This window comes from Enterobacter sp. SA197, from assembly GCF_054131575.1.
Genome location: NZ_CP096393.1, coordinates 275,075 through 287,149 on the forward strand (window position 1 = coordinate 275,075; position 12,075 = coordinate 287,149).

Consider the following 12,075-nt stretch of genomic DNA (forward strand, 5'->3'; position numbering starts at 1 on the left):
TTTTTGCACATCTGGCACTAAAAAAGACCTCGATCGCGTTTCAGGACGCAGTGATGACGAGCTGGTGTTAGAAAACATGGGTGTTAACTCAACAGGAATTGCACCCATGTCCCGATACGTTATCTCTCTTCTTCTGGCCTTGTTTTTCTGCTCTTCCGTTTATGCGGAGGTGGGCTTTCATCAGCTTCAACTTAATAAAGACAGTGAGCGCATGCTCGATGTTGCCCTCTGGTATCCCACTCACGATCGCGGCAAACCCGAACAGGTCGGTGAAAATATTGCCTTTAGTGGAATACCTGCATTGCGAAATGCCAGACCGACGACGCCACTGCATCCCCTTTTACTGATCTCTCATGGCTACGGTGGCAATTGGCGAAACCTTAACTGGCTGGCACACGATATGGCATCCCAGGGCTATATTGTGGCCGCCGTCGATCACCCCGGCACGACCACCCGCAATAAAAAAGAACGCGACGCGCAACAGTTATGGGAGCGACCGCAGGATCTGGTGGCGGTGTTGAATTTTCTGACGGACTCCCCGCGCATTGCCGGATCGGTTGATCCTGAGCGTATTGCGGCTATTGGTCATTCGCTGGGGGGCTGGACAGTCATGGAGCTGGCCGGTGCGCAATTTTCCGCGCGTCGTTTTTTAGACGATTGCAAAACCCATCAGGCGTTAGGTGCCTGCAAACTCACGCATGTTCTGGGTCTTGATAAACCGGAATCGGCAGCAACGCTTTCCAGAAGTCAGCGTGAGCCGCGTATTAAAGCCGTCGTCTCTCTGGATTTAGGACTCGCAAGGGGCTTTACGCCAGAGAGCCTTGCGCAGATAAACCTGCCAGTTCTGGTGATGGGCGCGCAGGCCGACAGCGATGATGTACCTGCTAAGCTGGAGTCTGGCTATCTCTTTGATTCACTCCCGGCAGCGCGCCGCCAGTATGTCAGCGTGACAGGGGCGACCCATTTCAGTTTTATGCAAAGGTGCATGCCGGGTGCGGAGGCCTTAATCGAAGCGCAAGAACCTGGTGAAGGCATCGTCTGTCGCGATGGCGGTAGCCTGAGCCGGTCTGCTATCCACAAGGTGCTGTCATCACAAATCAGTCAGTTTTTAAATCAGTCTCTGCGTTACTCGCCGCCGTCCGGCGAAAATCGGTCGGGCTCATCCCACTGATACGTACAAATTCGCGGTTGAAATTGGATTTCGTGGCGAAGCCGGCCTCCAGCATGACCTGAGTGACCGGCGCCTGCGAGCTCAGCAGCAAATGCTGCGCATACCTGATGCGAAAGCCGTTTATCCACTGCGAGACATTACAGTCGTGGGTTCGGTTAATGGCCCGGGATATCTGCCTTGCCGGTATACCGGTTTTTCGTGCCAGCGACTGCAAGGTAAGATCGCAGTCGAGAAAGAGTTCACGTTCAGCCAGCGTCTTTTCTAACCGTTGGCAAAGCTGCTGATCCTCGGGGGCCGCAACGTCTGGCTCCGAGGGTTCTGGCAGCTCACTGGCAGATATCGGTATGATTTTTCGTCCGCTAAACAAAATAGCGAGGCAGATAAAAGGCAACAAAATCCCCTGGGAAATCGCGACCAGCAGTGGCGCATGCCGTCCGCTGAACTGGCTAAAATCCCAGGCGATGGCTAAATCCGTCAGACTGGAAAAACAGAGAAAGCCTCCTGCGGCAAATGCCATCATCGAGGTCGTCGGTGAATCGCTAAGCCGGATTAACGCAAAGGCATCAGCACCTGACCAACCTGTTCTGAGCAGCGCTATACCATAGCCCAGATAAAGCATGACCAGCGCCCCATCCGTTGCGTCTGGCCAGCCAAGGTTCACCAGCAGCGCGAGGGTTGGCGGGATGACAGAAGTTGTGATATGCCATGTTTTTTTATGCAGGGTGAGATCGGTAAAACAGCGCCACACCAATGGGGGAAACAATATGGCAAACAGTGACTGAAGCTGGCGGAAAATAACCGCATCAAACGCCCAGCGCAGCGCTGACATCATGACGAGCAGCGCACAACCTGCAATGAAGTACATCACCCCACGTGATTTCTCACCCGGCTGCAGGCAAACTTTAGCGAGCAGGATAAGCAGGATAAAAAGCGTAACGATCGGAAAGGGGAGTGAGGGCATAGGCAACCTGGTTCTGGTATCTGGCGTCAGAAAGAATGCCATTGTTGTGCCATAAGTGAAGGGAAAAAACACGCCACCAGATAGCGCGTTGACAGGCGTAAAAAAGCAAAATGCCCGCGTTAACGGGCATCCTGCATGACTGACTGGGACGTTATTCCTGGTTCACGGGCGGCAGACGGCGGTAAAGTTCAATCATATCTCCCGCCAAATCCTGGATGACCATTGCATTCATCAGGTGATCCTGCGAGTGGACGGTAATCAGATTGACCGGTAATTTGCCGGTTCCTTCATCAAGACCGATAAGTTGGGTCTGGATCTTATGCGCATTTTTCACAAACTCATGGGATTCTACCATCGCCTGTTCTGCCCCGGTAAAGTCACCCTTACGCGCAAGTTGTAATGCCGTCAGCGCCTGGCTACGTGCTGCGCCAGCATTGACGAGAAGCTCCATAATGATGGTTTCTAAATCTTCCACGCGCTTACTCCATCAGCTTGAGGGCTTTTTCCAGAACGACATCACCTTTCATCATGCCGTAATCCATCATGTCGATAACGGCGACTTTTTTGCCTAACGGATCGGCCTGCGCCTGCAGTTTGGCCTGTTCATACTTCACCTGCGGCCCAAGCAGTACAATGTCTGCCGTGGCGATGTTGTCTTTGAACTCCGCGACGGGCACCGCCTTGATGGTTACTTCAACCCCTTTTTTCTGCGCTGCGTCTTTCATGCGTTGAACCAGCATGCTGGTGGACATTCCCGCAGCACAGCATAAAACGATGTTTTTCATAGTCAGCCTCGATGTGGATGGGATAACTGATAATTATCCCGCGCGCTACCGACAACAACTGCATTACCATGAATGTGTGTATAGCATCACAAACATTCACCCTGCTGTCTGAAACCGGTTACAGTCAGGTTGACGAATGGGGTGAAACCGACTCACGACGAATCACTATCCGATTTTTACCCTGCTGTTTGGCCTGATATAACGCATCGTCGACGCCAGTGATGAGCTGCTCAAGGGATTCTGATTGCCACTCCCCTAAGCCTGCGCTGAACGTCACCGATAATCCTTTTTCACGCCAGTCACGCTTTTCAACGTTTATACGCCATTGCTCCATGAGCGGCTGGGCCTGGGCAAGCGTAGCCCCGGGGAAGAGTACGGCAAACTCTTCTCCACCGTAGCGATAGAGGGAGATCTGTCTCGGTTGCAGTACATGTAATCCTTCGCGGGCCACGCTGCGCAGCACAATATCGCCGCTCAAATGTCCCCAGGTATCGTTAATGGATTTAAAGTTATCAATATCCACCATTGCCAGTATGAAGGGCTCGTAATTTTTCATTAATGCTGCAATATCATTGTCGAACGCCCGACGGTTTTTGCAGTTTGTCAGGGCATCCATCGTTGCCTGTCTGACCCATGCTTGTTCCCGCTCCTTATTACTTCTGATGGCCCTGGTCAGCATCGCTTCCAGTCTCGGGGTCTGCTGCACATCACCCGTCTTAATCGCATTGAGAATGTTGAGCAGAACCGTGCGCGAGGCATAGTGCAAATACAGGCCAAAAAGAATGACCACGATCGCCGCCGCGCCAAAGCCCCAACTGACCACCACGGTTTCATTGCGCAACAGGTTTTCCAGCGTCTTGCCAGGCACGATATAAACAGCAAACCAGTCCGGATTCGTCAGCGAACTGTAATAAAGCCAGGTATTTCGTGTTTCGTCATGAAACATGCCCTCACCGCTGTTCATTTCTGCCATGCGCCCCTGCTGAGAAAAGGCGTGAAAAAGCACGCCTGTATCGGGATGCAACATGACGTGCCCGCTGCGATCCACAATAAAAAACTCTCCTTGCACCGGCGATTGCATGGTTCTTAACCCGTAGCTAAGGGAAGCCAGATCCAGGTGAAAGGCCAGCGTACCTTTGAGCAGGCCTTCTGGCGAAACAACAGGCTTATACACTGTGACGGTCGGGTGATGAGTGAAGAAGTCATCATAGATAGGCGTGTATTGAGTAAAGACGGAGGTTTCGGCCTGGTGAACAAACCAGGGGCGCGTTTTCGTGTCATAGCGTCTGCTTTCTTCATTATCGAAAACCACCGGCGCGCGCAGATAATGCCCCTGTGGGTCGGCAAGCGAAATTGAAGAGACGGAAGGCATTAACCTTAGCAACTGCATCAGGGTCTGCAGACCTTCAGGTGACGCCAGATTCACGGCATCATCGAGCCGGTTATAACGGGAAAAGTAAGACGTAGCCTGATTGAGGATAAAATCGTTCCCCTTAAAAACGGCTTCAGTATAGTTAGCGGCGATATTGTGGGTGAAGGTTTGATTCACTCGGTGATAGTTATCAATGATGTTTTTTCTCTGACTTACGATGACCAGTACGGCAACGATCAGCAGACAGAGAAAGATGCCGGTAAAGCTCACCAGAACGGGCGTCGTGAGCGAAAGTTTTCGGCTGTGCATAGTCGTTATCTTCAGTAGCGTTAGACAGGGATCCGGGAAAGTATAGGCAAGCGTGGCGTGAAAAATGCACTGGCTTCCTGGTGCTTGATTGTTTATAACACTGGATTGTGCCGCATTTTACAGTATCAATGTCTGGTATTTTGCGTATTAAGCCAATTTATTGTCTGATATAAGTCAAAGAGTTGGTGGAATGGCGTAATCAGAGGGAGGGCGGGGTGGCTGGGACTGTAGCGCCACCCCGGTCAGCGTCCGTTGCTGACCTGAGTAGCGTAAATAGCGGGGGAAGAGAATGCCACGCCCCGTATACCGATTAGTCGGGATGCCTCGTAAACATTCAGCGAGTTACTGCAACGGGTGGGCAGTTTTGCGGCGCACGCCCCAGCCAACTGTCCCAGTCTTTCCAGACGGGTTGCAGCCCTCTCTCCTTAAGTGCCAGAGCCACCTCCTCCGGACGTCGGGCGTCGTGGGGTGAAAACTGCTCCAGTTCAGGATGGTTATCTGCATAGCCACCCGGCTGTGTTTTCGAAAACGCGCTGACATTATTGATAGCCAGTGGAATAACATTATCGCGAAACCACGGCGATTCACGGGTTGAGAGCGACAATTCGGTGTCTGGCGAAAACAGGCGGAAAGCACAAATGGTTTGCACCAGCTGCCGCTCGTCCATTATTGATGCGGGTTCAACGCCGCCGGTACAGGGGCGCAGGCGTGGGAAGGAAATGGAGTAACGGCTTTGCCAGTAGTGCTGCTGCAGCCAGAGCAGATGCTCGGCCATCATGTAGCAATCCGCTCTCCAGCTGTCGGAAAGGCCGATCAGGGCACCCAGGCCAATTTTGTCGATGCCAGCCTGCCCGAGCCGGTCAGGTGTTTCAAGTCGCCAGAAAAAATCCTGCTTTTTTCCTTTAAGATGATGACGGGCATACTGCGTCTCGTGCCAGGTTTCCTGATAGACCATCACGCCATCCAGCCCGAGCGTTTTCAGTTCCGCATATTCCCCGACAGACATCGGCTGCACTTCCATCTGTAACGAAGCAAACTGAGGGCGGATAGCAGGCAGGTGACGACGGAAGTAATCCATCCCCACTTTACCCTGATGCTCTCCGGTCACCAGCAGCAGGTGCGCAAAGCCCATCTCACGTATGGCGGCGCACTCGCGGGCAATCTCCGATTCCTCCAGCGTTTTGCGCTTAATACGGTTGCTCATGGAAAAACCGCAATAAGTGCAGTCATTGGCGCAAAGGTTGGAGAGATACAGCGGGACGTAAAAGCTTACCGTGTTGCCAAAACGCTGGCGGGTAAGGCGCTGTGCTTTCTGCGCTAAAGGCTCCAGGTATGCGCTGGCGGCCGGAGAGAGCAGGGCCATTAAATCTTCCCGGCTGACCTGCGACGCCTCTAATGCCCGCTCTACATCAGCGGGCGTCTTGCTGTTGATGCGAAGCCGGATATCATCCCAGTCCAGCGTCCGCCAGCGGTCAGTAAAGGTTTTCATGCATGGGTCTCCAGAAAGCCGGTCAACGGGCTGGTGGCGCTGGCATAGTGGCTGCGACAGCCAGGAACAGCCTGCCGAGCGAGTACTCCCGCTTCTACGGCGAGACGAAACGCCTGCGCCATCTGCACCGGATCCGCTGCCACGGCGATGGCAGTATTGATCAGTACCGCGCTGGCCCCCATCTCCAGGGCCTGGGTGGCGTGACTGGGTACGCCGATCCCGGCATCCACGACGACCGGTACCGTGGCTTGCTCAATAATGATGTTCAGCATGGCGCGCGTTTCCAGCCCCTGATTGGAACCAATCGGGGCGTCGAGCGGCATCACCGCCGCACAGCCCACTTCCTCAAGGCGTTTACATAGCACCGGGTCAGCGCCGCAGTAGGGCAGTACCACGAACCCCTGTTTTACCAGAGCTTCTGCGGCTTTCAGTGTTTCAATGGGATCTGGTAATAGCCAGCGGGCATCAGGGTGAATTTCCAGTTTAAGCCAGGTAGTGCCCAGCGCTTCGCGCGCCAGTTGGGCGGCAAAAATAGCCTCTTCCGCCGTTTTTGCCCCGGATGTGTTGGGCAGAAGGGTGATGCCGGCGGCAACCAGCGGAGCCAGAATGTCATCACTCTGCTGGCGCAGGTCAACCCGCTTCATGGCAAGCGTAACCAGCTGGCTTCCTGATGCCCGAATGGCGTCGATCATCACCGAGGAAGAGGCAAATTTCCCGGTTCCAGTGAAAAGGTGTGAATCAAAGGTTTTATCCGCTATGCGTAACATCTCAGCCCCCTGCGATGACCTGAAAAAGCAGGATCTGGTCGCCATCCTGCACATGATGCTGGTCCCACTGCTCCCGCGGCAGGATCTGCTGATTAAGCGCCAGCGCGGCGCCTGGTTTGAGCTGACCGAGCTGGGTCAGTAGCGCCGTTACGGTCAGCGTACCGGTAAGCGCGACAGGTGAGTCATTGAAGAGAATCTGCATGGAGACCTCCACAAACCGGGCAGTGACTGGCGCGATGTAGCGTCAGATTCCGCCAGGCATGGGTTCGGGCATCAAACAGACGCAACTCACCGTGGAGGGAGGGCATTCCGCTCAGCAATTTGATGGCTTCCAGCGCCTGCAACGTTCCCATCACCCCTACCACTGGCCCAAGTACTCCCGCGGTCCGACAGTTACGTCCGGGTTCACGATCATCCGGCCATAAGCAGCGGTAACAGCCGTGAGTCCAGGGAGGCGTTAATACCATGAGTTGGCCGCCAAAGCCGACGGCACTGGCGGTAATCAGCGGCGTGCCGGTGTTGACGCAGGCGGCATTGATGGCCTGGCGGGTCGCCATATTGTCGGTGCAATCCAGCACCACATCGGCATGTTTAACCGCATGAAGGAGAGCATCCCCGGCCAGCCGCTGCTCCAGGGCGATGAGCGTAATGTCCGGGTTAAGCCGTTCTAATCGCTGTTTTGTCACCTGCGATTTTGACCGGGCGATATCGTCGGTAGTAAAGACAATTTGCCGCTGCAGGTTGCTCAGATGTACGTCGTCGTCATCCGCCAGTACCAGGGTGCCAACGCCCGCGCCAGCCAGATAGAGGGCGGCCGGGGAACCTAAACCCCCCAGACCGATAATCAGCACCCGACTGGCGAGCAGTTTTTGCTGGCCCTCAATGGCAATATCTTCCAACAGCATCTGGCGGCTGTAGCGCATAAAGTCGCGGTCATTCATCGCCGGTCCCCGCCATGTTCAGTAACAGCGCCGTGGCTTCGCGCCAGTCAGGCGCCTGAGCGAACGCGCTGACGACCGCAATGCTGCCGACGCCCGTTTTCAGAACAGCAGGCGCACGCTCAAGGCTGATACCGCCGATGGCCACCGTAGGGTAGTCCGCCAGCCGTGAAATATGCCGCGCCAGCTGTTCCAGACCCTGTGGCGCAGAAGGCATCTGCTTGGTTTGCGTCGGGAAGACGTGTCCCAGCGCGATGTAGGATGGGCGCGCCGCCAGCGCCACGTCGATCTCCATATCATCATGCGTGGAGACGCCCAGCCGTAATCCGGCCTGCTGAATGGCTTTCAGATCGGTGGTTTCCAGATCTTCCTGACCAAGGTGAACGCCGTAGGCCTGGTGTTTCACCGCCAGCCGCCAGTAGTCGTTGATAAACAGGCGGGCCTGGTAACGGCGCCCCAGCGCAATGGCGGCAACCACCTCGGCCTCGACCTCGTCATCGCGTTTATCTTTGATACGTAACTGAAGCGTGCGCACACCTGCCTCCAGCAGGCGCGCTATCCACTCGACGCTGTCCACCACCGGGTAGAGCCCCAGTCGAAAGGGAACGGGGGGGAAATCGGGCTGGTACATTATACCTCCTCTTTTTTGAGGTAGATTTCGCCGCCGCTGGCGCGGAAATTTTCTGACATGTTCGCCATCCCCACGTCGATGGCTTGCGCGGCCGCGTAGTCACGCACCTCCTGGCTGATTTTCATTGAACAGAATTTAGGCCCGCACATGGAGCAGAAGTGCGCGACTTTGCCGGACTCCTGCGGCAGCGTTTCGTCGTGGTAGGCGCGGGCGGTGAACGGGTCGAGCGCCAGGTTGAACTGGTCTTCCCAGCGGAACTCGAAGCGCGCTTTCGACATGGCGTTGTCGCGGATTTGCGCCCCCGGATGCCCTTTCGCCAGGTCCGCCGCATGGGCGGCAATTTTGTAGGTAATCAGCCCCTGCTTCACATCCTCTTTGTTCGGCAGGCCGAGATGCTCTTTCGGGGTGACGTAGCAGAGCATGGCACAGCCGAACCAGCCAATCATCGCCGCGCCAATGCCGGAGGTGAAGTGGTCGTAACCCGGCGCGATATCGGTCGTGAGCGGCCCTAAGGTGTAGAACGGCGCTTCGTGGCAGTGCTCCAGCTCTTCAGTCATGTTGCGGCGGATCATCTGCATCGGCACGTGGCCCGGACCTTCAATCATCACCTGCACGTCATACTCCCAGGCGATTTTGGTCAGTTCGCCCAGCGTATGCAGTTCGGCAAACTGCGCTTCATCGTTAGCATCCTGAATCGATCCCGGACGCAGACCGTCGCCGAGTGAGAGCGACACGTCATAGGCGGCACAGATTTCGCAGATCTCGCGGAAGTGTTCATAGAGAAAGTTTTCCTGATGGTGGGACAGGCACCACTTCGCCATAATCGAACCGCCGCGCGAGACGATGCCGGTCAGGCGTTTGGCGGTCATCGGCACGTAGCGCAGCAGCACACCAGCGTGAATGGTGAAGTAGTCGACGCCCTGTTCGGCCTGCTCCAGCAGGGTGTCGCGGAAGGCTTCCCAGCTGAGGTTTTCCGCAATACCGTTGACCTTCTCCAGCGCCTGGTAGATGGGCACCGTACCGATCGGTACCGGGCTGTTACGCAGGATCCACTCGCGGGTTTCGTGGATATAGCGGCCGGTAGAGAGATCCATCACCGTATCTGCCCCCCAGCGCGTCGACCAGACCAGCTTTTCCACTTCTTCTTCAATGGAAGAGGTGACCGCCGAGTTGCCGATGTTGGCGTTAACCTTTACCAGGAAGTTGCGGCCAATGATCATCGGCTCCGACTCCGGGTGGTTGATGTTGGCGGGGATAATCGCCCGTCCGGCGGCCACCTCTTTACGCACGAATTCCGGGGTGATGTTCTCCGGCAGCCGGGCACCGAACCCTTCGCCCGGATGCTGATGACGTAACACCTCGCTGCGAATGCGCTCGCGGCCCATGTTTTCGCGGATGGCGATGAATTCCATTTCTGGCGTCACGATCCCCTGGCGCGCATAGTGCAGTTGGGTTACGCATTTGCCTGCTCTGGCACGCTTTGGCGTCAGCAGACCGGTAAAACGCAGTTCGTCCAGGCCGTCGTCGGCCAGACGTTCTTTGGTATAAGCGGAGCTGCGGTTTGCCAGCTCTTCGCAGTCGTTACGCGCATCAATCCACGGCTGGCGCAGCTTCGCCAGTCCCTGCTGAACGTTGATAGTAATGTTCGGGTCGCCGTACGGGCCGGACGTGTCGTAGACCGGAACAGCCTCGTTTTCCTCGTACTGCGGCTCCGCTTTGCTGCCGCCGATAAGCGTCGGGCTGAGCTGGATTTCACGCATCGGAACATGGATATCCGGTCGTGAACCGGTAAGGTAGATGCGTGTTGAGTTGGGGAAGGCGGTTCCTTCCAGCGTATCAATAAAGTGCTGCGCCTGGGCGCGTTGTTCACGACGGGTCAGTTTAGTAGTGGCAGACATAGCGCATTCCAAAAGTTAAGGACATGGCTTGTCAGACGACGGATGGAGTAATGGATGTGCACCGCCCGTGAAGGCAGCAGCATAAAGCTGAATTACTCTTGTTCCCTTCGCAGGTATTAGCCTGATCAGGTTCCGCGGATCCCGAATTAACGGTCTCAGCCTTTTTCACTTCATCCTTCACGCTGCCTCTTTGTTGGCTGCGTCAGCTCACCCCAGTCACTTACTCATGTAAGCTCCGGGGATTCACTGACTTGCCGCCTCGACGCATCGCGAATGCTATTGTGAAAATATAGGCACTCCGACAAGAAAAACCCCCCTCAATTGCAGGGGGCGGTATGTAAATTACGCGTTAATCAGAAAGAACTCAAGCAGGGCGCGCCATTCCACTTTCGTCATTGGCGCTGTCTTTAAGATTATGGTCGAACGCCAGTACGATCAGCTTGTCTTCAAGCGAGAAGCGGGCGGCCAGGGCTTCGCCGATGTCAGACAGCGCCTGCTGAAATTCAGCGTAGTTGTCATCGTCGATAGCATTTTCCAGGCTGGAGTCGTAATACTCCATAATTTCAAGGGTATTGGCTTCAAGCAGGGGGTAAATCTGCGTGGAGGCTAAAAGTGGGCTGGTCCCTTCCATTTCGCTGATAATACGTTCATAAATATTAAAATGTCCGGCGGAAAGGTATTCGACCAGGTTATGACAGAATTCGTCCAGCGCTTTTTCATTCAGCTGCATGTACGATCCTTTGCCAGGTTTTATGCCAACCAGGTTGTAGTAATGAACCAGCAACTGTTTTCGGTTATAGAGCCAGTTGTCGACCAGTTCGTTACTTCCTCCAATTCTTTCCGCCAGTGTTGCTAGCTGGTTTAGCATAATTGACTCCGCAATATTAAGATTAAAAAAAAGCTCGAATGTAATAATAATGTTAACAACATGCCAGTAAAGCTAAGGTAGTGCAAACAAATGCATCGTATTATCGAGTCATCAGATCATGGCTGGTGGATCGTAAGCCATGAACAAAAATTATGGTTGCCCGGGGGAGAATTACCACTCGGTAATGCAGGAAATTTCGATCTTGTGGGGCAAAGCGCACTTAAAATTGGTGAATGGGAAGGCGAACCCGTCTGGATGATCCGTCAGCATCGCCATCAGGATATGGGATCGGTGCGTCAGGTGATCGAGCAGGATCCTGGATTGTTTCAGCTGGCCGGGCGCGGAGTTCAGCTTGCTGAGTTTTATCGTTCGCACAAGTTTTGCGGTTATTGCGGCCACACTATGCACCCCAGCAAAACCGAATGGGCCCTGTTATGTGACCACTGCCGTGAACGTTATTACCCGCAGATAGCCCCCTGCATTATCGTAGCCATACGCCGTGAAGATAAAATTCTCCTGGCTCAACACACTCGCCATCGCAATGGCATTTACACCGTTCTGGCCGGTTTTGTTGAGGTGGGCGAAACGCTGGAACAGGCCGTTGCCCGTGAAGTGATGGAAGAAAGCAGTATCAACGTTAAAAACCTGCGCTACATCACCTCCCAGCCCTGGCCTTTTCCGCAGTCGCTGATGACGGCGTTTATGGCGGAATACGACAGCGGGGAGATAGTCATCGATCCTAAGGAACTGATCGATGCCAGCTGGTATCGCTACGACGACCTGCCACTGCTGCCTCCGCCTGGCACCGTTGCCCGTCGTCTGATTGAAGATACGGTCGCGCAGTGTCGGGCAGAATATGAGTGACATGTTACACTGGGCGCATAAA

The 12,075-nt window shown here is 54.8% G+C and carries 13 protein-coding genes; 2 read left to right on the forward strand and 11 right to left on the reverse strand.

Annotated features, from left to right (window positions below; translation table 11 throughout):
• Nucleotides 1-106 precede the first annotated feature (106 nt).
• Nucleotides 107-1,171, forward strand: coding sequence for an alpha/beta hydrolase family protein (locus tag M1D91_RS01305; RefSeq protein ID WP_437434182.1), 1,065 nt, complete (start codon nucleotides 107-109; stop codon nucleotides 1,169-1,171).
• On the opposite strand, the gene M1D91_RS01310 is transcribed toward M1D91_RS01305, so the two are convergent.
• The 11 genes from M1D91_RS01310 to rsd form a co-directional block, all read right to left on the reverse strand.
• Complete coding sequence (locus tag M1D91_RS01310; RefSeq protein ID WP_437434183.1) at nucleotides 1,098-2,132, reverse strand: helix-turn-helix domain-containing protein; 1,035 nt, start codon at nucleotides 2,130-2,132, stop codon at nucleotides 1,098-1,100. The genes M1D91_RS01305 and M1D91_RS01310 overlap by 74 nt on opposite strands.
• 151 nt (nucleotides 2,133-2,283) lie before the next feature.
• Nucleotides 2,284-2,607 (reverse strand): PTS lactose/cellobiose transporter subunit IIA, encoded by a 324-nt coding sequence (locus M1D91_RS01315; RefSeq protein WP_437434184.1) that lies wholly within the window; start codon nucleotides 2,605-2,607, stop codon nucleotides 2,284-2,286.
• Between the two features lie 4 nt (nucleotides 2,608-2,611).
• The gene (locus M1D91_RS01320; RefSeq protein WP_437434185.1) at nucleotides 2,612-2,917 is read right to left on the reverse strand and encodes a PTS sugar transporter subunit IIB; all 306 of its coding nucleotides are present in this window, start codon (nucleotides 2,915-2,917) and stop codon (nucleotides 2,612-2,614) included.
• 124 nt (nucleotides 2,918-3,041) lie between these two features.
• A complete protein-coding gene (locus M1D91_RS01325; RefSeq protein WP_437434186.1) occupies nucleotides 3,042-4,598 on the reverse strand; it encodes a sensor domain-containing diguanylate cyclase in 1,557 nt (518 codons plus the stop codon).
• Nucleotides 4,599-4,932: 334 nt separating this feature from the next.
• Complete coding sequence (thiH, locus tag M1D91_RS01330; RefSeq protein ID WP_437434187.1) at nucleotides 4,933-6,087, reverse strand: 2-iminoacetate synthase ThiH; 1,155 nt, start codon at nucleotides 6,085-6,087, stop codon at nucleotides 4,933-4,935.
• Nucleotides 6,084-6,854 (reverse strand): thiazole synthase, encoded by a 771-nt coding sequence (thiG, locus tag M1D91_RS01335; RefSeq protein ID WP_437434188.1) that lies wholly within the window; start codon nucleotides 6,852-6,854, stop codon nucleotides 6,084-6,086. Before thiG ends, thiH begins: the two co-directional genes overlap by 4 nt.
• Before the next feature lies 1 nt (nucleotide 6,855).
• Complete coding sequence (thiS, locus tag M1D91_RS01340) at nucleotides 6,856-7,056, reverse strand: sulfur carrier protein ThiS (protein WP_437434189.1); 201 nt, start codon at nucleotides 7,054-7,056, stop codon at nucleotides 6,856-6,858.
• Nucleotides 7,037-7,795 carry a HesA/MoeB/ThiF family protein gene (locus M1D91_RS01345; RefSeq protein WP_437434190.1) on the reverse strand — a complete coding sequence of 253 codons (759 nt, stop codon included), beginning with the start codon at nucleotides 7,793-7,795 and terminating at the stop codon, nucleotides 7,037-7,039. Before M1D91_RS01345 ends, thiS begins: the two co-directional genes overlap by 20 nt.
• Complete coding sequence (thiE, locus tag M1D91_RS01350; protein ID WP_437434191.1) at nucleotides 7,788-8,423, reverse strand: thiamine phosphate synthase; 636 nt, start codon at nucleotides 8,421-8,423, stop codon at nucleotides 7,788-7,790. The genes M1D91_RS01345 and thiE overlap by 8 nt, the downstream gene beginning before the upstream one ends.
• Nucleotides 8,423-10,321, reverse strand: a complete 1,899-nt coding sequence (thiC, locus tag M1D91_RS01355) for a phosphomethylpyrimidine synthase ThiC (RefSeq protein WP_437434192.1) — start codon at nucleotides 10,319-10,321, stop codon at nucleotides 8,423-8,425. Before thiC ends, thiE begins: the two co-directional genes overlap by 1 nt.
• A 364-nt stretch (nucleotides 10,322-10,685) precedes the next feature.
• Nucleotides 10,686-11,189, reverse strand: a complete 504-nt coding sequence (gene rsd, locus M1D91_RS01360; RefSeq protein ID WP_437434193.1) for a sigma D regulator — start codon at nucleotides 11,187-11,189, stop codon at nucleotides 10,686-10,688.
• A gap of 90 nt (nucleotides 11,190-11,279) precedes the next feature.
• Between rsd and nudC the strand changes: the two genes are divergently transcribed.
• Nucleotides 11,280-12,053, forward strand: coding sequence for an NAD(+) diphosphatase (nudC, locus tag M1D91_RS01365; protein ID WP_437434194.1), 774 nt, complete (start codon nucleotides 11,280-11,282; stop codon nucleotides 12,051-12,053).
• Nucleotides 12,054-12,075: the final 22 nt, after the last annotated feature.